Origin of the sequence: Pseudomonas sp. LG1E9 (genome assembly GCF_003290225.1) — a bacterium.
GTDB classification, from domain to species: domain Bacteria; phylum Pseudomonadota; class Gammaproteobacteria; order Pseudomonadales; family Pseudomonadaceae; genus Aquipseudomonas; species Aquipseudomonas cyclaminis.
The window spans coordinates 1,114,627-1,140,927 of sequence record NZ_CP029983.1; the positions used below are offsets into that span (position 1 = coordinate 1,114,627).

A 26,301-nucleotide genomic window follows, 5' to 3' on the forward strand; every position below is an offset into this window, starting at 1 on the left:
TAAATCCTCTGATAGGAGGAAATACGCCCCGACTCGCGTTAAACTGCGCGGGTTTTCAAGCCCCCCATTCTCCGGAGCCTTACATGTCCCGCGTTACCTTGAGTCGCTATTTGATTGAGCAGACCCGCAGCAACAACACGCCTGCCGATCTGCGCTTCCTTATCGAAGTGGTTGCGCGTGCTTGCAAGGAAATCAGCCATGCCGTGTCCAAAGGCGCACTGGGTGGTGTCCTGGGCAGCATGGGCACTGAAAACGTGCAGGGCGAAGTGCAGAAGAAGCTCGACGTGATCTCCAACGAGATCCTGCTCGAAGCCAACGAGTGGGGCGGTCACCTGGCCGGCATGGCGTCCGAAGAAATGGACAATGCCTACCAGATCCCGGGTAAGTACCCGAAAGGCGCCTACCTGCTGGTGTTCGACCCACTGGACGGTTCGTCCAACATCGACATCAACGCCCCCGTCGGCACCATCTTCTCCGTGCTGCGTTGCCCGAACGAATACCTGAGCCAGAACGAAGCCCTGAACGAAAAGGCCTTCCTGCAGCCAGGTACCGAGCAGGTCGCTGCCGGTTACGCGATCTACGGCCCGCAGACCATGCTGGTGCTGACCCTGGGCGACGGCGTCAAGGGTTTCACCCTGGACCGCGAAATGGGCAGCTTCGTACTGACCCACGAAGACATCACCATTCCTGCATCGACCCAGGAATTCGCGATCAATATGTCCAACCAGCGTCACTGGGAAGAGCCGGTGACCCGCTACGTGGGCGAGTTGATGGCCGGTGAAGAAGGCCCGTTGAAGAAAAACTTCAACATGCGCTGGGTTGCCGCGATGGTTGCCGACGTGCACCGTATCCTGACCCGTGGTGGCTTGTTCATGTACCCACGTGACAGCCGCGAGCCATCCAAGCCGGGCAAACTGCGCTTGATGTACGAAGCCAACCCGATGTCGTTCCTGGTTGAACAAGCGGGCGGCGCGTCCACCGACGGCCACCAGCGTATCCTCGACATCCAGCCGGAAGGCCTGCACCAGCGTGTGGCGGTGTTCCTGGGTTCGAAGGAAGAAGTTGAGCGCGTCACGGCCTATCACAAGAAGTAAGTTGCGGCGATAAGTGATCGGCGTTGTTGTGAGCCGGTTCACCCTTAAAGAAGCCCCGAAACGTTTCAGCGTTTTCGGGGCTTTTTTGTTTTTGCTCGTCGGGAACCAGACACCTGTTTTCCCTTCTAAGCTTCTGGCAGATACCCACGCTGCCTTGTCCCTCCAGGAGTTATTCCATGTCGTTACGCCGTCTCGCTTTGCTGGCTTTTTGCGTGCTGTTGGCCGCTTGCAGCAAGGTCAACCAGGAAAATTACGCGAAGTTGTCGGCCGGCATGGCCAAGGCCGATGTGGAATCGTTGTTGGGCAAACCGACCGATTGTTCCGGCGCACTGGGCATGTCCAGCTGCACCTGGGGCGATAAAACCAGCTTTATCAGCGTTCAATATGCCGGTGACAAAGTTCTGATGTTTTCCGGGCAAGGCCTGAAGTAAACCGGGGCGAGAGCCTGCGGGAGAAGAAGAATGATGCGTTTTGTTTTGTGCCTTTGTGCCAGCCTGTTTTTGGCGGGCTGTGCCAGCCATTCTGGCGATGATCTGCAACCCAAGACCGCCGGCAGCGTCAACCTCAAGCGTTACCAGGGCACCTGGTATGAGTTGGCCCGATTGCCGATGTACTTTCAGCGCAACTGCGCGCAGTCCGAAGCCCGCTACAGCTTGCTGCCCGATGGCGACATGTCGGTGTTCAACCGCTGCCTGACCACTGATTGGAAGTGGGAAGAAGCCAAGGGCACAGCCACGCCGCAAGTAGCTGGCAAGACTGACAAGCTCTGGGTGGAATTCAACAACTGGTTCACGTCACTGCTTCCGGGCGTCGCCAAGGGCGATTACTGGGTGCTGTACGTCAGCGATGACTACAAGACCGCCATTGTCGGCAGCCCGAGCCGGCGCTACATGTGGATCCTGTCGCGCACGCCAACGGTCAGCGCTGACACCCGCGAAGACCTGCTGAGCAGGGCGCGACAGCAGGGCTATGACACCACGCGGTTGATCTACCGGACGTCGGACAAGCAGATGGCGAAGACTTCGCAGTAATCCAGGATCGCCACTGTTAGAAATGTGGGAGGGGGCTTGCCCCCCTCCCACATTTTTTAACCTAGCAGATCCCTTAAGACCTGCGTAAACGCCCGGCTGCTTTCTTCCTCGCCAGCATGATGCCCATCCCGCACCACCCACTTACCGTTCACCAACGCATCCCGCACCTGCCGATCACCGCCGGCAAACAACCAGCGATTGAGAATGCCGTCCTCGCTGGCCGTGGCCAGGTATGGATCTGTGCCGTCGAGCACAATCCAATCCGCACGCTTACCCACTTCCAGCCGACCAATCGGCTGCCCAAGCGCCTGGGCTCCACCGTCCAGCGCCGCATCGAACAGCGTACGGCCAACCATCGGCTGGTCATTGCGATACAAGCGGTTACGCCGTTGATCGCGCAGGCGCTGCCCGTATTCCAGCCAGCGCAGTTCTTCCACCACGCTCAGTGACACATGGCTGTCGGAGCCAATGCCCATGCGCCCGCCTTGGGCGAGGAAATCCACCGCCGGGAAAATCCCGTCGCCCAGGTTGGCTTCGGTAGTCAGGCACAAGCCGGCAATTGCCCGGCTTTCCGCCATGCGCGTGACCTCCTGCGCATCCGCGTGAGTGGCGTGCACCAGGCACCAGCGCTCATCCACGTCGACATTGTCATACAGCCATTGCAGCGGACGCTTGCCACTCCAGGCCAGGCAGTCGTCGACTTCCTTTTGCTGTTCGGCGATGTGGATATGGATCGGGCAAGCCTTGTCGCTGGCGGCCAATACTTGATTGATTTGTTGCGGCGTCACGGCGCGCAGTGAGTGGAAGCACAGGCCCAGTTGCTGCGCCGGCTGCGTCGCCAGAATGGGGCTGAGGCGCGCTTGCAGGTCCAGATAGTTTTCGGTGCTGTTGATAAAGCGCCGCTGGCCTTCATTCGGCGCCTGTCCGCCGAAACCGGAGTGGGTGTAAAGCACCGGCAACAGCGTCAGGCCTATCCCGCTGCTGGCCGCCGCAAGGCTGATCTGCCGCGACAACTCCGTGGGGTCAGCATAAGGCTGGCCGCTGACAGCGTGATGCACATAGTGAAATTCGGCCACCGAGGTGTAACCGGCCTTGAGCATCTCGATATACAGCTGGCGTGCGATGACGTGCAGTTGCTCCGGGCTGATCTTGCCAACCATGCGGTACATCAGCTCACGCCAGGTCCAGAAGCTATCGTTCGGGTTGCCGGCCACTTCGGCCAAACCCGCCATGGCGCGTTGGAATGCATGGGAGTGCAGGTTGGGCATGCCCGCCAACACCGGGCCTTTCAGCCGTTCGGCACCCTCTGCATTGGCATTGGCCACCACCTGTGTCAGCAGGCCATCGGCGCCGACTTCAAGACGTACATCGTTGGCCCATCCATTAGGCAGCAGTGCGCGTTCGGCAAAAAAAGCGGACATGTTCAGAGCACTCCGGTCGTGTGTTTATTTGTATATACATATACAGACGTTTGCCTGCTCGGTAAACTCCGGCAATCTATGCATCTTTTCCCCCTGCAAGGATTCCCTGTGCCGACTCCGCCCGCCAAGTCTTCGCTGGCTGCCCACATGGACGAAAGTCCGGCGCCCTTGTATGCCCGTGTCAAACAGATGATCAGCCAGCAGATCCTCAACGGCAACTGGCCACCCCATTACCGCGTGCCGTCGGAGAGCGAACTGGTCAGCCAACTGGGCTTCAGCCGCATGACCATCAACCGCGCCCTGCGCGAGCTGACTGCAGAAGGTTTGCTGGTGCGCATGCAGGGCGTCGGCACCTTCGTCGCCGAGCCCAAGAGCCAGTCGGCGCTGTTTGAAGTGCACAACATTGCCGATGAGATCGCCTCCCGCGGTCATCGACACACTTGCCAAGTCATCCACCTGGGCGAAGAGGCCGCCGGTTCCGAGCGCGCCGTCGCCTTGGAAATGCGTGAAGGCGGGCGCGTGTTCCACTCGTTGATCGTGCATTTCGAGAACGACATTCCCGTGCAAATCGAGGACCGTTTCGTCAACGCCCTGGTCGCGCCGGAATACCTGCAACAGGATTTCACCCAGCAAACGCCCTACGCCTACCTCAACCAGGTCGCACCGCTGACCGAGGGCGAGCACGTGGTTGAAGCGATCCTGGCTGACGCTGCCGAATGTCAGCTGTTGCAGATCGAACCCAATGAACCTTGCTTGTTGATTCGCCGCCGTACCTGGTCCGGTCGCCAGCCGGTGACTGCCGCACGGTTGATTCACCCCGGTTCCCGTCACAGCCTCGAAGGACGGTTCAGCAAATGAGTGCAGTCACCGTCTGGCGCGCCGCCGATTACGTCCGCATGCCGTGGAAAAACGGCGGTGGCAGCACCGAAGAAATCAGCCGTGATGCCGGCGACGGCTTGGATGGCTTCGGCTGGCGCCTGTCGATTGCCGATATCGCCGAGTCCGGTGGCTTCTCGACCTTCGCCGGCTACCAGCGCGTGATCACCGTAATCAAGGGCGCGGGCATGGTGTTGACGGTGGACGGTGAAGAGCAGCGCGGCCTGTTACCGCTGCAACCGTTCGCGTTCAAGGGTGACAGCCAGGTGTCGTGCCGATTGATCACCGGGCCGATTCGCGATTTCAACCTGATCTATTCGCCTGAGCGTTACCACGCCCGTTTGCAGTGGGTGGATGGTGTGCAGCGGTTTTTCAGTTCGGCGCAGACGGTGTTGGTGTTCAGTGTTGCCGATGAGGTGAGGGTGCTGGGCGAGAAGCTCGGGCATCATGATTGTCTGCAGGTGGACGGTAACACTGGGCTTTTGGATATCTCGGTCAGTGGCCGCAGTTGCATCATTGAACTGACCGCACGCGGTTAGAAAGTATGGGAGGGGGGCAAGCCCCCTCCCACATCTGTTTTTGTGTCGCTCATAAATCTGTTTCCAACCCTCGCACCAATTTGTTACCGAATGCCCCAGCGTGGCGCAAAACCATGCTCTCGTGACAAACCGCCCTCGCTGCCAAAGCCCCCTGCAAGAAATTTCAACACGCCCCGAAGCCTTAATTTCCAAGGCTTGCACGCGCTTTTTAAAAAAATCTCAACACCTCTCCCGTCAAGTTGGCCGCTCGATTGCATATGCTTGTACATACAAGTAAAGATGTGTGCGTAAGACTCTCCTTCGCACCATCACTGTCCGCGCACCATGCCGAGGAGTCCAGCAGTGACCGATTTTTCGAAAACTAGGCCTACAAAATACCGTGACGTCGAAATCCGCGCCGCCCGCGGTAACACGCTCACCGCCAAAAGCTGGCTGACCGAAGCGCCGCTGCGCATGCTGATGAACAACCTCGACCCGCAAGTGGCCGAGAACCCGAAAGAACTGGTGGTATACGGCGGTATTGGCCGTGCTGCGCGTAACTGGGAGTGCTACGACCAGATCGTCGAGAGCCTCACGAACCTGAACGACGACGAAACACTGCTGGTGCAATCCGGCAAGCCGGTCGGCGTGTTCAAGACCCACAGCAACGCCCCGCGTGTGTTGATCGCCAACTCCAACCTGGTGCCGCACTGGGCCAGTTGGGAACACTTCAACGAACTGGATGCCAAGGGCCTGGCCATGTACGGCCAGATGACCGCCGGCAGCTGGATCTACATCGGCAGCCAGGGCATCGTCCAAGGTACCTACGAAACCTTCGTCGAAGCCGGTCGCCAACATTACGACAGTAACCTCAAGGGCCGTTGGGTCCTGACTGCCGGCCTCGGCGGCATGGGCGGCGCACAGCCGCTGGCCGCAACACTGGCCGGCGCGTGCTCGCTGAACATCGAGTGCCAGCAGGTCAGCATCGATTTCCGTCTGGCCAGCCGTTATGTCGACGAGCAAGCCACTGACCTCGACGACGCCCTGGCCCGTATCGCCAAATACACCCAGGAAGGCAAAGCGATTTCCATCGCCCTGCTGGGTAACGCGGCAGAAATTCTGCCTGAACTGGTCAAGCGCGGCGTGCGCCCGGACATGGTCACCGACCAGACCAGCGCCCACGACCCGCTCAACGGCTACCTGCCCGCTGGCTGGACCTGGGACGAATACCGCGCCCGCGCCAAGACCGAGCCGGCTGCCGTGATCAAGGCCGCCAAGCAGTCGATGGCCGCCCACGTCAAAGCCATGCTGGAGTTCCAGAAGCAAGGTATCCCGACCTTCGACTACGGCAACAACATCCGCCAGATGGCCCAGGAAGAAGGCGTGGAAAACGCGTTCGACTTCCCAGGTTTCGTACCGGCGTACATTCGCCCGCTGTTCTGCCGTGGCATCGGCCCGTTCCGCTGGGCTGCGCTGTCGGGCGACCCGCAAGACATCTACAAGACCGACGCCAAGGTCAAAGAGCTGATCCCGGACGACGCCCACCTGCACAACTGGCTGGACATGGCCCGCGAACGCATCAGCTTCCAGGGCCTGCCGGCGCGTATCTGCTGGGTCGGCCTGGGCCAGCGCGCCAAGCTCGGTCTGGCCTTCAACGAAATGGTGCGCAGCGGCGAGCTGTCGGCGCCGGTGGTAATCGGCCGTGACCACCTCGACTCCGGCTCGGTGGCAAGCCCCAACCGCGAAACCGAATCTATGCAGGACGGTTCCGACGCCGTGTCCGACTGGCCGCTGCTCAATGCCTTGCTCAACACCGCCAGCGGTGCGACCTGGGTCTCGCTGCACCACGGTGGCGGCGTCGGCATGGGCTTCTCCCAGCATTCGGGCATGGTGATCGTCTGCGACGGCACCGACGAAGCCGCCGAGCGGATTGCCCGCGTGCTGCACAACGACCCGGCCACCGGCGTGATGCGTCACGCAGACGCCGGTTACCAGATCGCCATCGACTGCGCCAAGGAGCAGGGCCTCAATCTCCCGATGATCAAATAACCCCATGTGGGAGGGGGCAAGCCCCTCCCACATTTGAACGGTATTGCACACCAAAACAATCCATCAGAGGTTGAATCGACATGGCTGCAAACGACACCACCCCGTTGATCGAGAAACGTTCGATCGACTACATCCCGGAAGCGGAAAGACACGGTCGTCTCTTGAGCCAGTTCACCCTGTGGCTGGGTGCCAACCTGCAAATCACGGCCATCGTTACCGGGGCCTTGGCCGTGGTGCTGGGCGGTGATGTGTTCTGGTCGTTGATCGGTCTGTTGATTGGTCAACTGATCGGCGGTGGCGTCATGGCGTTGCATGCGGCGCAAGGGCCCAAACTGGGCCTGCCGCAGATGATCTCCAGCCGCGTGCAGTTTGGTGTGTATGGCGCGGCCATTCCGATCGTGTTGGTGTGCCTGATGTACCTGGGTTTCACCGCAACCGGCACCGTTCTGTCCGGTCAGGCGCTGGGCCAGTTGTTCGGGGTCAGCGACAGCATCGGCATCCTGCTTTTCGCCAGTGTCATCGTGCTGGTCACGGTGCTGGGTTATCGGGTGATCCACTTCATCGGGCGCGTCGCCAGCGTCATTGGTGTGATTGCCTTCGTTTACCTGTTCAGTCGCCTGATGGGCCAGGCTGACATTGGTGCATTGCTGCAAATCCGCCATTTCAGCTGGAGCAGTTTCTTGCTCGCGGTATCCCTCGCCGCCTCCTGGCAGATCGCATTCGGGCCTTACGTGGCGGACTACTCGCGCTATCTGCCGAGCAGCACGTCTTCGGTGAAAACCTTTCTTGCCGCCGGCGCAGGTTCAGTGATTGGCGCACAGGTGGCGATGATTCTCGGCGTGTTTGCCGCGGCCATGGCCAACGGGCAATTCGCCGGTCACGAGGTGGCGTACATCGTCGGCCTGGGCGGCAGTGGCGCTACCGCTGCGTTGCTGTATTTCAGCATCGCGTTCGGCAAGGTCACCATCTCCACGCTGAACTCCTACGGCAGCTTCATGTGCATCGCGACTATCATCAGCGGCTTTCGCGGTCGCCTGGAGGTTACGCGTCTGCAGCGTCTGGTGTTCGTGGTGGCCATCGTCGGTACGGCGACCCTGATCGCGTTGCTCGGCCAGCATTCGTTCCTCGGTGCGTTCAAGTCTTTCATTCTGTTCCTGCTGGCGTTCTTTACGCCCTGGAGCGCGATCAACCTGGTGGATTACTACTGCATCACGCGCGAGCGCTATGACGTGCCAGCACTGGCTGATCCAAAGGGTCGCTACGGGCGCTGGAACCCACTGGGTATCAGCGTCTATGTCTTCGGTGTGCTGGTGCAGATGCCATTTATCGCCACCAAGTTCTACACCGGCCCGCTGGTGAGCGCCCTTGGGGGTGTGGATATCTCCTGGATCATCGGCCTGGTACTGCCCGCCGCGCTGTATTACCTGTGTGCGAAAAAATGGCACGGCACGGTGCCCGATCAATTGATCCTGCCGGTAGAGCAGGGCGCTACACCAACAACAACCGGGCTGGCTGCACAGGCCTGATGGGACGTGGACAAGGCAGGACGCCTTTTGACTGCCGTAATCCATTTCATGATTGGGAGCGTCACACAATGAAAATGCATAAGACCCTGCTGACCACGTTGTTCTCTGCAGGCTTGTTGGCCAGCGCTGGCGCCCAGGCGGCCGGTTGGTGTGAGTCGGGTAAACCGGTGAAATTCGCAGGCCTGAACTGGGAAAGCGGCATGTTGCTCACCGACATCCTGCAAACCGTCCTGGAAAAAGGCTACGACTGCAAAACCGACAGCCTGCCAGGCAACTCCATCACCATGGAAAACGCCCTGAGCAGCAACGACATCCAAGTGTTTGCCGAAGAATGGGTCGGCCGCAGCGAAGTCTGGAACAAGGCCGAGAAGGCCGGCAAAGTCGTCGGCGTCGGCGCACCTGTAGTGGGTGCCATCGAGGGTTGGTACGTGCCGCGCTATGTGATCGAAGGTGACGCCAAGCGCAAGCTGGAAGCCAAAGCGCCGGACCTCAAGCACATCGCCGACCTGGCCAAGTACGCCTCGGTGTTCAAGGACCAGGAAGAGCCGTCCAAAGGCCGCTTCTACAACTGCCCGGCCGGCTGGACCTGTGAGCTGGACAACAGCGAAATGCTCAAAAGCTACGGCCTGGAAAGCACCTACACCAACTTCCGCCCAGGCACCGGCCCGGCGCTGGATGCGGCGGTGCTGTCGAGCTACAAGCGCGGCGAGCCGATCCTGTTCTACTACTGGTCGCCGACGCCGCTGATGGGCCAGGTCGACCTGGTCAAGCTCGAAGAAAAACCCGGTGTGGATAAAAGCGTGAGCATCAAGGTCGGCCTGTCCAAGACCTTCCACGAACAAGCCCCGGAACTGGTGGCTGTGCTGGAAAAGGTCAACCTGCCCATCGACCTGCTGAACCAGAACCTGGGGCGCATGGCCAAGGAACGCATTGAGTCGCCGAAACTGGCGAAGATCTTCCTCAAGGAACATCCTGAAGTCTGGCACGCCTGGGTAAGCGAAGACGCAGCCAAGAAAATCGACGCGGCCTTGTAGGTCAAGTGTGCCCGGCTACCCTCAGGGGTGGCCGGGCGACTGGCCACAACCCATTGGATCGAGAGCACGCTATGTTTCCTGAGAGTTTTACGTTTTCCATTGCCGACTGGGTCAACGGTTGGGTGGATTCACTGGTCACCAACTACGGTGATGTGTTCCGGCAGATTTCCGACACGCTGCTGTGGGCCATCGTCAACCTCGAAGGCCTGCTGCGCGCAGCACCCTGGTGGCTGATGCTGGCGATCGTCGGCGCGGTCGCCTGGCACGCCACGCGCAAGGTAGTGACCACGGCGGTAATCGTCGGTTTGCTGTTCCTGGTGGGCGCGGTTGGCCTGTGGGACAAGCTGATGCAGACCCTGGCCTTGATGATGGTTGCCACGGTGATCTCGGTGCTGATCGGCATTCCGTTGGGTATCCTCTCGGCACGCAGCAATCGCCTGCGTTCGGTGTTGATGCCGCTGCTCGACATCATGCAAACCATGCCCAGCTTCGTGTACCTGATCCCGGTGCTGATGCTGTTCGGCCTGGGCAAGGTGCCGGCGATTTTCGCCACAGTGATCTACGCCGCGCCGCCGCTGATTCGCCTGACTGACTTGGGCATTCGCCAGGTTGACGGCGAAGTCATGGAAGCCATCAACGCCTTCGGCGCCAACCGCTGGCAGCAACTGTTTGGTGTGCAATTGCCGTTGGCGCTGCCGAGCATCATGGCTGGTATCAACCAGACCACGATGATGGCGTTGTCGATGGTGGTGATTGCCTCGATGATCGGCGCCCGTGGCTTGGGCGAAGACGTGCTGGTCGGCATCCAGACCCTCAACGTTGGCCGTGGCCTTGAAGCGGGGCTGGCGATTGTGATTCTTGCAGTGGTCATCGACCGCATTACCCAGGCCTATGGCCGTCCACGGCATGAGGCGAGCAAATGACGACTGTCAGCAAAATCGAAGTCAAAAACGTCTTCAAGATCTTCGGCACCCGCTCCAAGGACGCGCTGGCGATGGTCGGGCAGGGCAAGACCAAGGACCAGGTGCTGGCCGAGACCGGTTGCGTGGTCGGCGTGAACGACCTGTCGCTGAGCATCGGCACCGGTGAGATCTTCGTGATCATGGGCCTGTCGGGCTCCGGCAAGTCGACCCTGGTGCGCCACTTCAACCGCCTGATCGACCCCACCAGCGGCGCGATCCTGGTGGACGGCGAAGACATCCTGCAACTGGACATGGACGCGCTGCGTCAATTCCGTCGGCACAAGATCAGCATGGTGTTCCAGAGCTTCGGCCTGCTGCCCCACAAAAGCGTGCTCGACAACGTCGCCTACGGCCTCAAGGTGCGTGGCGAAACCAAGCAGGTGTGCGCCGAACGTGCACTGCACTGGATCGAAACCGTGGGCCTCAAGGGCTACGAAAACAAATACCCGCACCAGCTCTCCGGCGGCATGCGCCAACGTGTGGGCCTGGCCCGCGCCTTGGCGGCCGACACCGACATCATCCTGATGGACGAAGCCTTCAGCGCCCTCGACCCGCTGATCCGTGCCGAGATGCAGGACCAGTTGCTGGAGCTGCAAAAGACCCTGCACAAGACCATCGTGTTCATCACCCACGACCTCGACGAAGCGGTGCGCATTGGCAACCGCATCGCGATCCTCAAGGACGGCAAGCTGATCCAGGTCGGCACGCCTCGGGAAATCCTGCATTCGCCGGCGGATGAGTATGTGGACCGGTTTGTTCAGCGGCGCGCGGCGGTGGTCTGATCCGGGTTTGGTGGTGAGGCTGCTGGCCCTATCGGGGGCAAGCCCCCTCCCACAGGGGATCGCATTCCAAATGTGGGAGGGGGCTTGCCCCCGATAGGGCCGGTAAGCCTGCACAAGCATTAAAGAAGGTATGAAGATGTCCCAGGCAACAAAAATCACCATCGCCGACACCCTCCTGCACTGGCAGGACGTCGTCGCCGTCGCCCGCCACGGCGCCGTCCTCGAACTCTCCGGCCAGGCCTGGGCGCGGATCGACAATGCCCAGGCCATCGTGCAGCGCATCGTTACCAGCGGCGAACGCGCCTATGGCGTGAACACCGGCCTGGGCGCGCTGTGCAATGTGTCGCTTGCGGGCGAGCAACTCAGCCAACTGTCGCGCAATACCCTGCTGAGCCACGCCTGCGGTGTCGGCCCGGTGCTCAGCGATGAGCAGACCCGCGCAATCATCTGCGCGGCCATCATCAACTACAGCCACGGCAAGTCCGGCCTGCACCCGCAGGTAGTGCAGGCGTTGCTGGCGCTGCTCAATCACGGCATTACGCCGCAAGTGCCGTCCCAGGGTTCGGTGGGTTACCTGACCCATATGGCTCATGTCGGCGTGACGTTGTTGGGTGTCGGCACAGTGAGCTATCGCGGCCAGATCGTGACCGCACAAGCCGCCTTGCAGGCTGAAGGCTTGCAACCCGTAGTGCTTGGCGCCAAAGACGGCCTGTGCCTGGTCAACGGCACGCCGTGCATGACCGGCCTGAGCTGCCTGGCCCTGGCTGATGCCCATCACCTGCTGCAATGGGCCGATGTGATCGGTGCCATGAGTTTCGAAGCCCAGCGCGGTCAGATCGACGCCTTCGATGAAGAAATCATCGCCCTCAAGCCGCACCCCGGCATGCAGCGCGTTGGCCTCAACCTGCGTGCGTTGCTCGACGGCAGTGAAGTGATCGCCAGCAGCAAAGGCATTCGCACCCAGGACGCCCTGAGCATCCGCTCGATCCCGCAGATCCACGGCGCGGCGCGGGACCAAGTGGAGCACGCCACCCGCCAGATCGAGACCGAGCTCAACAGCGCCACTGACAACCCGTTGCTGCTCGGCACGCCGGACAGCTACCGCGTGGTATCCCAGGCCAACCCGCACGGCCAGTCCGTCGCCTTGGCCGCTGACCTGCTCGCCATCGCCATGGCCGAGATCGGCTCGGTGGCCGAGCGCCGCCTCGACCGTTTGATCAACCCCCACGTCAGTGGCTTGCCGGCCTTCCTGGTGAGCAACCCAGGCGTCAACTCCGGGATGATGATCGTGCAATACGTCGCCGCATCGCTGTGTGGGCAAAACCGTCAGCTGGCGCAGCCGGCGGTGCTCGACAACTTTGTCACCTCGGGCCTGCAGGAAGACCACTTGAGTATGGGCACCAACGCCGCGCTCAAGCTGCATCAACTGTTGGCCAACGTTACCCAGATCCTCGCCATCGAATACTTGTTGGCGGCCCAGGCATTTGAATTCCTGAAGGACCAGCGTTTCGGCGCAGGCACCAACCGCGCCTGGCGATTGCTGCGTGAAGTGGTCCCGGCTTACGAGCAGGACCGCTGGCTGGCACCGGACATCGAAGCCGCCGCCAAGCTGCTCAAAGACACCGTGTTACCCAATTTGCACTGAACACCTATTTATTCGAAAAATAATTTACAAGGAGTACGAACGTGACTGCGCTAAATCTGATTCCAGGCCAACTGAGCCTTGCCCAACTGCGGGCCATCTACCAGCAGCCGGTGACGCTCAGTCTGGATGACAGTGCCTCGGCCCAGATCGAAGCCAGTGTGGCCTGCGTGGAGCAGATTCTCGCCGAGAACCGCACCGCCTATGGCATCAACACCGGTTTCGGCCTGCTGGCCTCGACCCGCATCGCCAGCGAAGACCTGGAAAACCTCCAGCGTTCGCTGGTGCTGTCACACGCCGCCGGTGTCGGTGAGCCGATCAGCGATGCGCTGGTGCGGCTGGTCATGGTGCTCAAGGTCAACAGCCTGAGCCGTGGGTTCTCCGGGATTCGTCGGCAAGTGATCGACGCGCTGATCGCGCTGATCAACGCCGAGGTTTATCCGCATATTCCGTTGAAAGGCTCGGTCGGTGCGTCCGGTGACTTGGCGCCGCTGGCCCATATGTCCCTGGTGCTGCTGGGCGAAGGCAAGGCGCGCTACAAAGGCGAATGGCTGGAAGCCACCGAAGCGCTGAAAGTTGCCGGCCTCACGCCGCTGACCCTCGCCGCCAAAGAAGGCCTGGCGTTGCTCAACGGCACCCAGGTGTCCACCGCTTATGCCCTGCGCGGCCTGTTCGAAGGTGAAGATCTGTTCGCCGGCGCCCTGGCCTGTGGCGGCCTGACTGTAGAGGCGGTGCTGGGCTCGCGCTCGCCGTTCGACGCCCGCATTCACGCCGCTCGCGGCCAACGCGGGCAGATTGATTCGGCTGCCGCTTACCGCGACCTGCTCGGCGACAGTAGCCAGGTGTCCCAGTCGCACCAGAACTGCGACAAGGTGCAAGACCCGTATTCCCTGCGCTGCCAGCCACAAGTGATGGGCGCGTGCCTGACCCAATTCCGCCAGGCCGCCGACGTGTTGGTGGTCGAAGCCAACGCCGTGTCGGACAACCCGCTGGTGTTCGCGGCTGAAGGCGATGTGATTTCCGGCGGTAACTTCCATGCCGAACCGGTCGCCATGGCCGCCGACAACATGGCGTTGGCCATCGCCGAAATCGGCTCGCTCAGTGAGCGCCGTATCTCGTTGATGATGGATAAGCACATGTCGCAACTGCCGCCGTTTTTGGTGGGCAATGGCGGCGTGAACTCAGGCTTCATGATCGCCCAGGTGACGGCCGCTGCGCTCGCCAGCGAAAACAAGGCGCTGGCCCATCCCCATAGCGTCGACAGCATCCCGACGTCCGCCAACCAGGAAGACCACGTGTCCATGGCCCCCGCTGCGGGCAAGCGCCTCTGGGAAATGGCCGAGAACACCCGTGGCATCCTCGCCGTCGAGTGGCTGGCCGCGTGCCAGGGCCTGGACCTGCGCGAAGGCCTGAAGACCTCGCCAAAGCTGGAAAAAGCGCGGGGCATTCTGCGCGCCAAAGTGGCGTTCTACGACAAGGACCGTTTCTTCGCCCCGGACATCATCGCCGCCAGCGAACTGCTCGCCAGCCGCTGTCTGAATGAGCTGGTGCCGGCGAAGTTGTTGCCGAGCCTGTAAGCGACACTCGCTCTCTGTGGTGAGCGGGCAAGCCCGCTCACCACAAAAAAGCAGTTGTACCGAGCGCGGATTTTAATTTTCTCAGGATAAAAATAATTAAGGACGAGAAATGCACCAGCAAGAAAAGGGTTTGAAACGCGGCCTCAGCGCCCGACATATTCGCTTCATGGCACTGGGGTCGGCCATCGGCACCGGGCTGTTCTACGGCTCCGCGTCAGCCATCCAGATGGCCGGCCCCGCCGTGCTGCTGGCCTACCTGATTGGCGGCGCCGCGGTCTTCATGGTGATGCGCGCCCTCGGTGAAATGGCCGTGCACAATCCGGTGTCCGGCTCTTTCGGCCAGTACGCCAGCACCTACCTGGGCCCAATGGCCGGGTTTATCCTCGGCTGGACCTACGCGTTTGAAATGATCATCGTCTGCCTTGCCGACGTCACCGCGTTCGGCATTTATATGGGCTTCTGGTTTCCCGAGGTGGCGCGCTGGGTCTGGGTGCTTGGCATCGTGTTTTTGATCGGCGGCCTGAACCTGTGCAACGTCAAAGTGTTTGGCGAGATGGAGTTCTGGCTGTCGCTGCTCAAGGTTGGCGCCATCGTGGCGATGATCCTCGGCGGTTTCGGCATCATGCTGTTCGGCATCCACTCGGCAGGCGAGACCCAGGCCAGCGGGCTTAGCAATCTTTGGGCCCACGGCGGCTTTATGCCCAACGGCGTCGGTGGCCTGATCGCCTCGTTCGCGGTGGTGATGTTCGCGTTCGGCGGTATCGAAATCATCGGCATCACCGCCGGTGAGGCCAAAGACCCGCAGCGCGTGATCCCCAAGGCGATCAACGCTGTGCCGCTGCGCATCCTGCTGTTCTACGTGCTGACTCTGTTTGTGCTGATGGCCATCTACCCATGGCCGCAGATCGGCAGCCAGGGCAGCCCGTTCGTGCAGATCTTCAGCAACCTGGGCATCGGCTCGGCGGCGACCATCCTCAACATTGTGGTGATCTCGGCGGCAGTTTCGGCGATCAACAGTGACATCTTCGGCGCCGGGCGCATGATGTACGGCCTGGCTCAACAAGGGCAGGCGCCAAAGGGGTTTGCCCAGCTGTCCAGGCAGGGCGTGCCGTGGATGACCGTGGTGGTGATGGGCGCAGCGCTGCTCGGCGGCGTGCTGCTCAACTACCTGATCCCGGAAAACGTGTTCCTGGTGATTGCCTCGATTGCGACCTTCGCTACGGTGTGGGTATGGCTGATGATTCTGTTCACCCAGGTCGCGATGCGTCGCTCGATGACCAAAGAACAGGTCGCCGAGCTGAAATTCCCGGTGCCGTTCTGGCCCTATGCGCCAGCGGCGGCCATCGTCTTCATGCTGTTTGTATTTGGTGTGCTGGGTTACTTCCCGGACACCCAGGCAGCCTTGTTGGTCGGCGCCGTGTGGATCGTGCTGCTGGTCGTTGCCTACCTGCTGTGGGTCAAGCCCGCCGCCGGGCAAGCGGCCAAGGTCCATTACGACCCGGCTGTGTCTCATCGATAACTTAGGGAGGCGTTGATGAAAACCCTTTGGCAACACTGCCACGTTGCAACCATGGCTGGTGGTCACTACTCGATCATCGAGGATGCTGCCTTGGTCACTGCCGGCTCACTCATCGAGTGGATCGGCCCGCGCAGCCAAGTGCCGACGGCGGACTACGCCCAGGTGCATGACCTGCAAGGCGCGTGGGTCACCCCCGGGCTGATCGACTGCCACACCCACACGGTGTTTGGTGGCAATCGCAGTGGCGAATTCGAGCAGCGCCTTGAGGGCGTGAGCTATGCCGAGATTGCGGCCAAGGGCGGTGGTATCGCCAGCACCGTGCGCGCCACCCGCGCTGCGACAGAAGATGAACTGTTTGCCAGTGCTGAAAAACGCCTGCGCAGCCTGCTGCGCGACGGCGTGACCACGGTGGAGATCAAGTCCGGTTACGGCCTGGACCTGGCCAACGAACGCAAGATGCTGCGGGTGGCCCGGCGCCTCGGCGGCGAACTGCCGGTCAGCGTGCGCGCCACCTGCCTGGCGGCCCATGCCCTGCCGCCGGAGTACAAGGACCGCGCCGACGATTACATCGAGCATATCTGCAGCGAGATGCTACCGAAGCTGGCAGCCGAAGGGTTGGTAGACGCCGTGGATGCTTTTTGCGAATACCTGGCGTTTTCCACCGAGCAGGTGGAGCGGGTGTTCAAGGTCGCTCAGCAACTCGGCCTTCCAGTAAAGCTGCATGCCGAGCAGCTGTCGTCGCTGCATGGCTCCAGCCTGGCGGCGCGTTATCACGCGTTGTCGGCGGACCATCTGGAGTTCATGACCGAAGCAGATGCCATCGCCATGGCTGCGTCGGGCACTGTCGCCGTGCTGCTGCCGGGGGCGTTCTACTTCCTGCGCGAAACCCAACTGCCGCCGATGGACGCCCTGCGCAAACACGGCGTGAAAATCGCCATCGCCAGCGACCTCAACCCCGGCACCTCGCCGGCACTCTCGGTGCGCCTGATGCTGAACATGGCCTGCACCCTGTTCCGCATGACCCCCGAAGAAGCCTTGGCCGGCGCCACCCAACATGCGGCCACTGCGCTGGGCATGGGCGAGACCCATGGCTCGCTGGAAGTGGGCAAGGTGGCGGATTTTGTGGCGTGGCAGATCGATCGACCCGCCGACCTGGCCTACTGGCTGGGCGGCGATCTGGATAAACGCGTCGTGCGCCATGGCGTCGATGTCACTGTGTAAGGAGTGCTGTTGTGGATAAGGTTCTGAACTTCAAACAAGGCCGCACGCCGCTGCTGATCAGCATGCCCCACGCCGGCCTGCGCCTGACGCCTGCGGTGGAAGCCGGGTTGATCGACGAGGCAAAAAGCTTGCCGGACACCGACTGGCATATCCCCGCGCTGTACGACTTTGCCGAGGAACTGGGCGCCAGCACGCTCTCGGCGCAGTACTCGCGCTTTGTCATCGACCTCAACCGGCCGTCCGACGACAAACCCCTGTACGCCGGCGCCACCACCGGCCTGTACCCTGCCACGCTGTTCGAGGGTGTGCCGTTGTTCCGTGAAGGCCTGGAGCCGAGCGAGGCAGAGCGCGCCAGCTACCTGCAAAAAATCTGGGGCCCGTATCACCGGGCGCTGCAAGAGGAACTGGCACGGCTCAAGGCCGAGTTCGGCTACGCGCTGCTGTTCGATGCGCACTCGATCCGCTCGGTAATCCCGCACCTGTTCGACGGCAAACTGCCGGACTTCAACCTCGGCACCTTCAACGGCGCCGCCTGTGACCCGAAACTGGCCAGCCAACTGGAAGTCATCTGCGCGCAGTATCCGCAGTACAGCCATGTGTTGAACGGGCGTTTCAAGGGCGGGCATATCACCCGGCATTACGGCAACCCGGCGCAGGATATCCATGCGGTGCAGTTGGAGTTATGCCAGAGCACTTATATGGAAGAGGTCGAGCCGTTTAGGTATCGCGCGGATCTGGCTGAGCCGACGCGGGTGGTGTTGAAGCAACTGCTGGAAGGTCTGCTGAACTGGGGGAAAAAGCGCTACAGCTGAACCTGGACACTCCACAAAACCAATGTGGGAGCAAGCCCGTTCCTACAGGTTTTGTGTACGTGGCGAACGACTGACACAGGTCTAAGCGCTCAAGGACATGCTCATTGCACAATTCGGGTTTATAGTGCCAGACGGCACAATAAAAGACGTCCCCCCAGGGATGAACCCGACCCCCTACGGAGCGCGCAATGCAGACTTGGTACCCGCAGATCAAACCCTACGCCCGGCACGATCTGGCAGTCGATGACACCCACACCCTGTATGTCGATGAAAGTGGCTCCCCCGAAGGCCTGCCTGTCGTCTTCATTCACGGTGGCCCTGGTTCCGGTTGCGACGCCCAGAGTCGCTGCTATTTCGATCCCAATCTCTACCACATCGTCACCTTCGACCAGCGCGGTTGCGGGCGCTCCACGCCCCGCGCCAGCCTGGAAAACAATACGACCTGGGATCTGGTCGCCGACCTTGAGCGTATCCGCGAGCACTTGGGTATAGAAAAATGGGTGCTGTTTGGCGGCTCCTGGGGCTCCACGTTGGCTCTGGCCTACGCGCAAACCCACCCTGAGCGTGTGCATGGCCTGATCGTGCGCGGCATTTTCCTGGCGCGTCCGCAGGACATCGAATGGTTCTACCAGGCTGGCGCCAGCCGCTTGTTCCCGGACTACTGGCAGGACTACCTTGCGCCGATCCCCGCGGACGAGCGTCACGACATGATCGCCGCCTATCACAAGCGCCTGACCGGCAACGACCAGATCGCCCAGATGCACGCGGCCAAAGCCTGGTCCGGCTGGGAAGGGCGCATGCTGGGCCTGTGCCCAAGCCCGCAGCATGTGGAGCGTTTTTCCGAACCGCAGCGCGCCTTGTCCATCGCCCGGATCGAGTGCCACTACTTCACCAACAATTCCTTCCTGGAACCCAACCAACTGATTCGCGACATGCACAAGATCGCCCATCTGCCTGGCGTAATCATCCATGGCCGCTACGATATGATCTGCACGTTGGATAACGCGTGGGAGTTGCATCAGGCTTGGCCCAACAGTGAATTGCAGGTGATTCGCGAAGCGGGTCATGCGGCGTCCGAGCCCGGCATTACCGATGCGTTGGTCCGCGCGACCGGCGAGATGGCACGGCGCCTGCTTGATCTGCCGCCAGAAGAAGCATGAAGGGCTTGTTGCAACGGGTGCGTGGCGCCCGTGTCGAGGTGGCGGGCGAGGTTGTCGGCGCCATCGACCAGGGCTTGCTGGTGCTGGTGGCCGTTGAGCCTTCAGATACGCCGGAGAGCGCCGATAAGTTGCTGCACAAATTGCTCAACTACCGGGTATTCAGCGACGACGAAGGCAAGATGAACCTGTCTCTCAAGGATATCGGCGGCGGTTTGCTGCTGGTGTCGCAGTTTACGTTGGCGGCGGATACCAAGAGCGGGCTGCGGCCAAGCTTCTCCACAGCGGCCCCGCCGGCCCTGGGAGCGGCGCTTTTTGATCACTTGCTGTTACAAGCGCAACAATTGCATGACAAGGTGGCGTCGGGGCGTTTTGGCGCCGACATGCAGGTGCATTTAGTCAATGATGGCCCTGTGACATTTTTGTTACAGGTGTGAATGTATTAAAAACGACGCTTAATGCCTAAAAACGCAGGATTTCGCTACAAATACTTCGCTGCCCCTGATGCGTTGTGTCGCGGGCTACTAGATAATCGCGCGCTACGGGGATCAGCGTTGTTTGGTCCATTTTTGACTTAGGTACAGACTTGTCCGACATCCATTGGGGAATCATTTTGACCCAGGGGAGTCGGAACAATGCTCGCCAACCTGGCATATAGATAGCTGGCCGTTGGTTTTTTGATCTGTTTTCGGCGAGGGTTGCTCGTGATTGTTAGTCCCTGTAATGCACCAAAATTGTCTGCCAAACGGTTACGAAACGCACTGGTAACGGGCTCTGCCCTGTTTTGCCTGTTCGGCGCGGGTCAACTGTGGGCATTCAGTCTGGATGATGTGTCGGCCAAGGCAAAAGAGCTGGCCGGGCAGAAATACGAAGCTCCGCGCAGCAATCTGCCGAACGAATTCCGCGAGATGAAATTCGCGGACTACCAGAAGATTCGTTTCCGCAATGAAAAAGCCGAGTGGGCCGATCAGAACACCCCGTTCAAGCTGTCCTTCTATCACCAGGGTATGCACTTCGATACACCGGTGAAAATCAACGAAGTCACGGCTGACAGCGTCCAGGAAATCAAATACGACCCGTCGCGTTTCGATTTCGGCGATGTGAAATTTGATCCTAAAGCCACCGAACAACTGGGTTATGCCGGTTTCCGTGTCTTGTTCCCGATCAACAAGAGCGACAAGCAAGACGAAATCATGACCATGCTCGGCGCGAGCTATTTCCGTGTCGTCGGCAAGGACCAGGTGTATGGCCTGTCTGCCCGTGGCATGGCGATCGACACCGCGCTGCCGTCTGGTGAAGAGTTCCCGCGTTTCACCGAGTTCTGGATCGAGCGTCCAAAACCGGGTGACAAGCACCTGGTGATCTTCGCCCTGCTCGATTCCCCACGTGCGACCGGCGCCTATCGCCTGATCCTGCGTCCGGGCACCGACACTGTAGTCGACGTGAAATCCCAGATGTTCCTGCGCGACAAGGTCAGCAAACTGGGCGTTGCCCCGCTGACCAGCATGTTCCTGTTTGGCGCGAACCAGCCGTCCAAGGTGCTCAACTACCGTCGCGAACTGCACGACTCCAGCGGTCTGTCGATCCATGCCGGCAACGGCGAGTGGATCTGGCGCCCACTGAACAACCCTAAACACCTGTCGGTCAGCAACTTCACCGTAGAGAACCCGCGTGGTTTCGGTCTGCTGCAACGCGGTCGCAACTTCAGCCATTACGAAGACCTGGACGACAACTACGACAAGCGCCCAAGCGCCTGGATCGAGCCTGAAGGTGACTGGGGCAAGGGTTCCGTCGATCTGGTCGAGATCCCGACCGCCGATGAAACCAACGACAACATTGTTGCCTTCTGGAGCCCGGCTGAATTGCCGAAAGTCGGCGAGCCGCTGGAAGTCGCCTACCGCCTGCACTGGACCCTGGACGACGCCGCGTTCCACTCGCCGGACAGCGCCTGGGTCAAGCAGACCCTGCGTTCCACGGGTGACGTGAAGCAATCCAACCTGATCCGTCAGCCCGATGGCAGCGTTGCCTATCTGGTGGATTTCGAAGGTCCGTCCCTGAAGAAACTGCTGCCGGACGCCCCGGTGCGCAGCCAGGTGAGCGTGGGTGACAACGCTGAACTGGTAGAAAACAGCGTGCGTTACAACGAACACACCAAAGGCTGGCGCCTGACCCTGCGCATGAAGATCAAGGACGCGGGCAAGCCGACCGAAATGCGTGCGGCCCTGGTCCAGGACATCCCGCAGGCTGAGCCCGAGAAGGTGTCGAGCCAAGTGCTCAAGGCTGACAAGGTCCTGGCCAAGCAACACGAGAAACAGGCCAAGAAAGACGCCAAGGACAAGGAAGCCAAGCAGCCAGAAGCTGCCCCAGCCACGCCGGAGCCGATCAAGACCGAGCAAGTCCTGACCGAAACCTGGAGCTATCAGTTGCCTGCCGATGAGTAATTCTCAAGTCACGCCAGAGACTCTGTCCGAGTATCTGGCGCATCTCCCGATGACCGCTGAGCAGCGCGCCGAACTGGCGGGCTGCACATCCTTCACCGAGTTGCACGAGCGTTTGTCGTCCGCAACCTTTGACGCGCCCGTCGATGCCGCCCAGGCGTCGGTTGGCCGCCGCTTGACCCTGAGCACCGCCGAAGAGCTGCAAGACGCCGAAATGCTGGCGCTCGACGCCAGCGGTCGCGTGTGCCTCAAGGCCACGCCGCCGATCCGCCGCACCCGCGTGGTGCCGGAGCCGTGGCGTACCAATATCCTGGTGCGCGGCTGGCGCCGTATTACTGGCCGCAGCAACCCGCCGGCGCCGCCGAAGGATGAACGCGTATTGCCGGCTGCACGCTGGCGTACCGTGGGTTCGATCCGTCGTTACATCCTGCTGGTGCTGATGCTCGGCCAGACCATCGTTGCCGGCTGGTACATGAAAGGCATCATGCCGTACCAAGGCTGGTCGCTGGTCGACTTCGACGAAATCCGCAACCAGACCCTGCTGCAAACCGCCACCCAAGTACTGCCTTACGCTCTGCAAACCAGCATCCTGATCATGTTCGGCATCTTGTTCTGCTGGGTGTCGGCCGGTTTCTGGACGGCGTTGATGGGCTTCCTGGAGCTGCTTACCGGTCACGATAAATACCGGATCTCCGGTAAAAGTGCCGGTGATGAGCCGATTCCGAAAGACGCCCGTACCGCGCTGGTAATGCCGATCTGTAACGAAGACGTGCCGCGTGTATTCGCCGGTTTACGTGCGACGTTCGAATCGGTGGCCGCTACCGGTGACCTGGACCGCTTCGACTTCTTCGTGCTCAGCGACAGTAATGACGCCGACATCTGCATCGCCGAACAGCAAGCCTGGCTCGACGTGTGCCGCGAAGCCAGTGGCTTCGGCAAGATCTTCTATCGCCGCCGTCGCCGCCGCGTAAAGCGCAAGAGCGGCAACCTCGACGACTTCTGCCGTCGCTGGGGCGGTGACTATAAGTACATGGTCGTGCTCGACGCGGACTCCGTGATGAGCGGCGAATGCCTGACCAGCCTGGTGCGCCTGATGGAAGCGACGCCGGATGCCGGGATTATCCAGACCGCGCCGCGTGCGTCGGGCATGGACACCCTGTATGCGCGTATGCAGCAGTTCGCAACCCGCGTGTACGGCCCGCTGTTCACCGCCGGCCTGCACTTCTGGCAGTTGGGTGAATCCCACTACTGGGGCCACAACGCGATCATCCGCATGAAGCCGTTCATCGAGCACTGCGCCCTGGCGCCGTTGCCGGGTAAAGGTGCGTTCGCCGGTTCGATCCTGTCCCACGACTTCGTTGAAGCCGCGCTGATGCGCCGTGCCGGCTGGGGCGTGTGGATTGCCTATGACCTGCCGGGCAGCTACGAAGAACTGCCGCCGAACCTGCTGGACGAACTCAAGCGTGACCGTCGCTGGTGCCACGGTAACCTGATGAACTTCCGCCTGTTCCTGGTCAAGGGCATGCACCCGGTGCACCGCGCGGTGTTCCTGACGGGGGTGATGTCGTACCTGTCAGCGCCGTTGTGGTTCCTGTTCCTGGTGCTGTCCACGGCCTTGCTGGCGGTGAATACACTGATGGAGCCGCAGTACTTCATGGCACCGCGCCAGTTGTACCCACTGTGGCCGCAATGGCATCCGGACAAGGCGGTGGCGCTGTTCTCCACCACCATCGTGCTGCTGTTCCTGCCCAAATTGCTGAGCATCATCCTGATCTGGGCCAAGGGCGCGAAAGAGTTCGGCGGCAAGTTCAAGGTGACCCTGTCGATGCTGCTGGAGATGCTGTTCTCCATGCTGCTGGCGCCGGTGCGGATGATCTTCCACACCCGTTTCGTCCTTGCCGCGTTCCTCGGCTGGGCTGCGACCTGGAACTCGCCGCAGCGTGACGACGACTCCACGCCATGGAGCGAAGCGGTCAAGCGCCACGGTCCGCAAACTGTGCTGGGCTTCCTGTGGGCGCTGCTGGTGGTGTGGTTGAACCCGAGCTTCCTGTGGTGGCTGGTGCCGATCGTGGGTTCGCTGATGCTGTCGATCCCGGTGTCGGTGATCTCCAGCCGGGTCAAGCTGGGCCTCAAGTCCCGCGACGAGAGCCTGTTCCTGATCCCTGAGGAGTACAACCCGCCGCAAGCGCTGCTGTCGACGGAGAAGTACACCCACGAAAACCGCTGGCACGCCCTCAATGACGGGTTTGTGCGGTCGGTGGTCGACCCGCAGCAGAACGCCCTGGCCTGTGCCTTGGCGACCTCGCGTCACCGTGAGGCCGAGCCGATCGAGTACCTGCGTACCGAACGTGTTCGTCATGCGTTGAAAGTCGGCCCTGCCGGCCTCAACAACGGCGAGCGCCTGGCGTTGCTCAGTGACCCGGTGGCCTTGGCCCGCCTGCACGAGCAGGTCTGGAGCGAAGGGCATGCCGAGTGGCTCGCCGCTTGGCGTGACTCGATCAAGGCCGACCCGCACGCGCCGTTGCTACCGCTGCAACCGCTGTCGTCCCAGGCCCAACCGGCCTGATTCAGACACCCCCGAGGGCACACCTCGGGGGTGTTTCAAACGCTGGTCCTACAGCGTTTTTCGTATCTTCTTTGTCTTTCTAACCCCTTGTTATTTCGAAACAAAAGACCCTCGTTCGAGGCGTTTTTGCGTGCCCGCGACTGGGTTAGGATCGCCCCCCAAATATGTCTCGGCCACGGGGGATTCATGCTCAAAAGGTATTGTTCGGCATTGCTGATAGGCGCTGCCGCATTGATTCACATCAGCCAGTTACACGCGGGCGCAATTGACGACGCAGTCCGGCGTGGCGTGCTGAAAGTCGGCACCACGCCCACCTACATCCCCTTTGAAATGACCGATAAACAGGGGCGCATCGTCGGTTTTGAAATCGACTTGCTCAAGGTCATGAGCCAGGCGCTGGGGGTGGAGCTTGAGTTGGTCTCAGTGCCCTATACCGCGCTGTTGCCGGGGTTGAAGGCGAAAAAATTCGACTTGATAGGCAGTGGCATGACGGTCACCCAGCAGCGCAATCTGACGCTGAATTTCAGCGACTCCTTCATCGTGGTGGGCCAGACCGTGCTGCTGCACCCGAGCTTGGCAGGCAAGGTCACCAGCGTTGAGGACCTGGACGATGCCAGCTACAGGATCGCTACCACCGAAGGCACCACCGGCGAGGCTGCAGCGCGGAGGTTTCTGGGGGCTGCTCGGCTGAGCAGCTTTGCGACGCCGGAAGAAGGCGTACGCCAGGTGGTAGACGGCGTGGCCGATGCCTTTATCCATGATGCGCCCTACAACCTGATCGCATTGAGCCGGCCCGAGAACAGCGCGCTGCTGTCCCTGGAGCAGCCGTTTACCTTTGAACCCCTGGCGTTTGGTATGAGAAAAGGCGACTTCGACAGCCTCAACTGGATCAACCATTTCCTCAATCAGGTTGCTCAGGACGGGACGTACGATCGTCTGCATGACCGGTGGTTCAAAGACACGGCCTGGGTGGAGGACATCGACTGAAAGTCATACCTTCTTACACATCAATCCGTTGGTGAAACGGCCCACGCACCTGTCTATCCCAGCGCTTCACTGCTGCCTGTAGGGCTTATCCGACATACGCCGATAACAATTACTGGTGAAACCTTTGTGACAGGCAACGAGTGGGGTAGGATCGCACCCCGAAATGGTGCAGCCGTTTTGCGCGCCGACCTTATAAGAATCGTTTTGGGGACTTGATGATGAAAAAGTATCTATCGATGCTGCTGCTTGGCGTCACGGCGCTGGTCGCTGCCAATGCGGCCCAGGCCGGTGCCATTGATGATGCGGTCAAGCGCGGCACGCTGAAAGTCGGCATGGACCCGACTTACATGCCGTTCGAAATGACGGACAAGCGCGGTGAAATCATCGGCTTCGAAGTCGACATCCTCAAGGCCATGGCCAAGTCCATGGGCGTCAAGCTGGAGCTGGTTTCCACTGGCTATGACGGCATTATCCCGGCCTTCCTCACCGGCAAGTTCGACATGATCGGTAGCGGGATGACCCTGACCCAGGAGCGCAACCTGCGTCTGAACTTCAGCGAACCCTTCATCGTGGTCGGCCAGACCCTGCTGATCCGCAAGGAATTGGAAGGCACCATCAAGTCCTACAAAGACCTGAACGACGAAAAATACCGCCTGACCTCCAAGCTGGGCACTACCGGTGAGATGGTCGCCAAGAAGCTGATTTCCAAAGCCAAGTACCACGGCTATGACAATGAGCAGGAAGGCGTGCTGGACGTGGTCAACGGCAAGGCCGATGCCTTTGTGTATGACGCACCGTACAACGTGGTTGCCGAGAAGAAAGTCGGCAACGGCAAGCTGGTGTTCCTGGACGAACCCTTCACCTTCGAACCCTTGGCGTTTGGCCTGAAGAAAGGCGATTACGACAGCATCAACTTCATCAACAACTTCCTGCACCAGATCAAGAACGACGGCACCTACGATCGCATCCATGACAAGTGGTTCAAGAGCTCCGAGTGGCTCAAGGACATGGAATAAGTTCGGCGAAGTACCGAGTCGCGCCCTTCGCGAGCAAGCCCGCTCCCACATGTGACCGAGTTCCAACATGAGA

The 26,301-nt window shown here is 60.8% G+C and carries 21 protein-coding genes and 1 pseudogene; 21 read left to right on the forward strand and 1 reads right to left on the reverse strand.

Translation table 11 applies throughout. From position 1 onward, the window contains the following. Positions 1-83 precede the first annotated feature (83 nt). From DNK50_RS05320 to DNK50_RS05330, 3 genes are all read left to right on the forward strand, one after another. Positions 84-1,094, forward strand: coding sequence for a class 1 fructose-bisphosphatase (locus DNK50_RS05320; RefSeq protein ID WP_003237460.1), 1,011 nt, complete (start codon positions 84-86; stop codon positions 1,092-1,094). 176 nt (positions 1,095-1,270) lie between these two features. After that, positions 1,271-1,525: a hypothetical protein gene (locus DNK50_RS05325; protein WP_099583856.1), complete on the forward strand. Its 255-nt coding sequence runs from the start codon at positions 1,271-1,273 to the stop codon at positions 1,523-1,525. 30 nt (positions 1,526-1,555) lie between these two features. Further along, the gene (locus DNK50_RS05330) at positions 1,556-2,125 is read left to right on the forward strand and encodes a lipocalin family protein (protein ID WP_099583855.1); all 570 of its coding nucleotides are present in this window, start codon (positions 1,556-1,558) and stop codon (positions 2,123-2,125) included. A gap of 56 nt (positions 2,126-2,181) precedes the next feature. On the opposite strand, the gene DNK50_RS05335 is transcribed toward DNK50_RS05330, so the two are convergent. Next, a complete protein-coding gene (locus DNK50_RS05335) occupies positions 2,182-3,546 on the reverse strand; it encodes a formimidoylglutamate deiminase (protein WP_112193028.1) in 1,365 nt (454 codons plus the stop codon). Between the two features lie 147 nt (positions 3,547-3,693). On the opposite strand from DNK50_RS05335, the gene hutC reads away from it, so the two are divergent. From hutC to DNK50_RS05425, 18 genes and pseudogenes are all read left to right on the forward strand, one after another. Then, complete coding sequence (gene hutC / locus DNK50_RS05340) at positions 3,694-4,404, forward strand: histidine utilization repressor (RefSeq protein ID WP_244653868.1); 711 nt, start codon at positions 3,694-3,696, stop codon at positions 4,402-4,404. Next, positions 4,401-4,961 (forward strand): HutD family protein, encoded by a 561-nt coding sequence (locus tag DNK50_RS05345; protein WP_112193029.1) that lies wholly within the window; start codon positions 4,401-4,403, stop codon positions 4,959-4,961. Before hutC ends, DNK50_RS05345 begins: the two co-directional genes overlap by 4 nt. 324 nt (positions 4,962-5,285) lie before the next feature. Next, on the forward strand, positions 5,286-6,989 hold the full coding sequence (hutU, locus tag DNK50_RS05350; RefSeq protein WP_112193030.1) for a urocanate hydratase: 1,704 nt from the start codon (positions 5,286-5,288) through the stop codon (positions 6,987-6,989). 80 nt (positions 6,990-7,069) lie between these two features. After that, a complete protein-coding gene (locus tag DNK50_RS05355) occupies positions 7,070-8,515 on the forward strand; it encodes a cytosine permease (protein WP_099583849.1) in 1,446 nt (481 codons plus the stop codon). A gap of 68 nt (positions 8,516-8,583) precedes the next feature. Continuing rightward, positions 8,584-9,549, forward strand: coding sequence for an ABC transporter substrate-binding protein (locus DNK50_RS05360; RefSeq protein WP_112193031.1), 966 nt, complete (start codon positions 8,584-8,586; stop codon positions 9,547-9,549). A 71-nt stretch (positions 9,550-9,620) separates the two neighbouring features. Beyond that, on the forward strand, positions 9,621-10,472 hold the full coding sequence (locus DNK50_RS05365; protein WP_053140441.1) for a proline/glycine betaine ABC transporter permease: 852 nt from the start codon (positions 9,621-9,623) through the stop codon (positions 10,470-10,472). Next, on the forward strand, positions 10,469-11,293 hold the full coding sequence (locus DNK50_RS05370; RefSeq protein ID WP_112193032.1) for a glycine betaine/L-proline ABC transporter ATP-binding protein: 825 nt from the start codon (positions 10,469-10,471) through the stop codon (positions 11,291-11,293). The genes DNK50_RS05365 and DNK50_RS05370 overlap by 4 nt, the downstream gene beginning before the upstream one ends. 136 nt (positions 11,294-11,429) lie before the next feature. Continuing rightward, positions 11,430-12,938, forward strand: coding sequence for a histidine ammonia-lyase (gene hutH / locus DNK50_RS05375; protein WP_112196895.1), 1,509 nt, complete (start codon positions 11,430-11,432; stop codon positions 12,936-12,938). Positions 12,939-12,979: 41 nt separating this feature from the next. Then, positions 12,980-14,512, forward strand: coding sequence for a histidine ammonia-lyase (gene hutH, locus DNK50_RS05380; RefSeq protein WP_112193033.1), 1,533 nt, complete (start codon positions 12,980-12,982; stop codon positions 14,510-14,512). A gap of 109 nt (positions 14,513-14,621) precedes the next feature. Then, complete coding sequence (locus DNK50_RS05385) at positions 14,622-16,031, forward strand: amino acid permease (RefSeq protein ID WP_099583843.1); 1,410 nt, start codon at positions 14,622-14,624, stop codon at positions 16,029-16,031. A gap of 15 nt (positions 16,032-16,046) precedes the next feature. Next, positions 16,047-17,252 carry an imidazolonepropionase gene (hutI, locus tag DNK50_RS05390; protein WP_112193034.1) on the forward strand — a complete coding sequence of 402 codons (1,206 nt, stop codon included), beginning with the start codon at positions 16,047-16,049 and terminating at the stop codon, positions 17,250-17,252. An 11-nt stretch (positions 17,253-17,263) separates the two neighbouring features. Further along, positions 17,264-18,064 (forward strand): N-formylglutamate deformylase, encoded by an 801-nt coding sequence (hutG, locus tag DNK50_RS05395; RefSeq protein ID WP_112193035.1) that lies wholly within the window; start codon positions 17,264-17,266, stop codon positions 18,062-18,064. 188 nt (positions 18,065-18,252) lie between these two features. After that, positions 18,253-19,224: a prolyl aminopeptidase gene (gene pip / locus DNK50_RS05400; protein ID WP_099583838.1), complete on the forward strand. Its 972-nt coding sequence runs from the start codon at positions 18,253-18,255 to the stop codon at positions 19,222-19,224. Next, entirely contained in the window at positions 19,221-19,658 is a 438-nt protein-coding gene (gene dtd, locus DNK50_RS05405) for a D-aminoacyl-tRNA deacylase (protein ID WP_112193036.1), read from the forward strand. Before pip ends, dtd begins: the two co-directional genes overlap by 4 nt. A gap of 324 nt (positions 19,659-19,982) precedes the next feature. Then, entirely contained in the window at positions 19,983-21,662 is a 1,680-nt protein-coding gene (locus DNK50_RS05410) for a glucan biosynthesis protein G (protein ID WP_177411593.1), read from the forward strand. Then, positions 21,655-24,227: pseudogene (gene mdoH, locus DNK50_RS05415) on the forward strand (glucans biosynthesis glucosyltransferase MdoH); the annotation flags it as partial. The gene DNK50_RS05410 and the pseudogene mdoH, both read left to right, overlap by 8 nt. Positions 24,228-24,411: 184 nt before the next feature. Next, complete coding sequence (locus DNK50_RS05420; RefSeq protein WP_112193037.1) at positions 24,412-25,212, forward strand: transporter substrate-binding domain-containing protein; 801 nt, start codon at positions 24,412-24,414, stop codon at positions 25,210-25,212. Between the two features lie 218 nt (positions 25,213-25,430). Beyond that, a complete protein-coding gene (locus DNK50_RS05425) occupies positions 25,431-26,228 on the forward strand; it encodes a transporter substrate-binding domain-containing protein (protein WP_053140467.1) in 798 nt (265 codons plus the stop codon). The last annotated feature ends 73 nt before the right edge of the window (positions 26,229-26,301 follow it).

Bases quoted from the DNA above. Each gene is read 5' to 3' on its own strand.
- DNK50_RS05335 (WP_112193028.1), bottom strand. From the start codon at position 3,546: ATGTCCGCTTTTTTTGCCGAACGCGCACTGCTGCCTAATGGATGGGCC.
- DNK50_RS05320 (WP_003237460.1), top strand. From the start codon at position 84: ATGTCCCGCGTTACCTTGAGTCGCTATTTGATTGAGCAGACCCGCAGC.
- hutC (WP_244653868.1), top strand. From the start codon at position 3,694: ATGGACGAAAGTCCGGCGCCCTTGTATGCCCGTGTCAAACAGATGATC.
- DNK50_RS05370 (WP_112193032.1), top strand. From the start codon at position 10,469: ATGACGACTGTCAGCAAAATCGAAGTCAAAAACGTCTTCAAGATCTTC.
- DNK50_RS05345 (WP_112193029.1), top strand. From the start codon at position 4,401: ATGAGTGCAGTCACCGTCTGGCGCGCCGCCGATTACGTCCGCATGCCG.
- hutH (WP_112196895.1), top strand. From the start codon at position 11,430: ATGTCCCAGGCAACAAAAATCACCATCGCCGACACCCTCCTGCACTGG.
- dtd (WP_112193036.1), top strand. From the start codon at position 19,221: ATGAAGGGCTTGTTGCAACGGGTGCGTGGCGCCCGTGTCGAGGTGGCG.
- DNK50_RS05425 (WP_053140467.1), top strand. From the start codon at position 25,431: ATGAAAAAGTATCTATCGATGCTGCTGCTTGGCGTCACGGCGCTGGTC.
- pip (WP_099583838.1), top strand. From the start codon at position 18,253: ATGCAGACTTGGTACCCGCAGATCAAACCCTACGCCCGGCACGATCTG.
- hutU (WP_112193030.1), top strand. From the start codon at position 5,286: ATGCCGAGGAGTCCAGCAGTGACCGATTTTTCGAAAACTAGGCCTACA.
- DNK50_RS05330 (WP_099583855.1), top strand. From the start codon at position 1,556: ATGATGCGTTTTGTTTTGTGCCTTTGTGCCAGCCTGTTTTTGGCGGGC.
- hutI (WP_112193034.1), top strand. From the start codon at position 16,047: ATGAAAACCCTTTGGCAACACTGCCACGTTGCAACCATGGCTGGTGGT.
- DNK50_RS05325 (WP_099583856.1), top strand. From the start codon at position 1,271: ATGTCGTTACGCCGTCTCGCTTTGCTGGCTTTTTGCGTGCTGTTGGCC.
- DNK50_RS05365 (WP_053140441.1), top strand. From the start codon at position 9,621: ATGTTTCCTGAGAGTTTTACGTTTTCCATTGCCGACTGGGTCAACGGT.
- DNK50_RS05385 (WP_099583843.1), top strand. From the start codon at position 14,622: ATGCACCAGCAAGAAAAGGGTTTGAAACGCGGCCTCAGCGCCCGACAT.
- DNK50_RS05420 (WP_112193037.1), top strand. From the start codon at position 24,412: ATGCTCAAAAGGTATTGTTCGGCATTGCTGATAGGCGCTGCCGCATTG.
- DNK50_RS05355 (WP_099583849.1), top strand. From the start codon at position 7,070: ATGGCTGCAAACGACACCACCCCGTTGATCGAGAAACGTTCGATCGAC.
- DNK50_RS05360 (WP_112193031.1), top strand. From the start codon at position 8,584: ATGAAAATGCATAAGACCCTGCTGACCACGTTGTTCTCTGCAGGCTTG.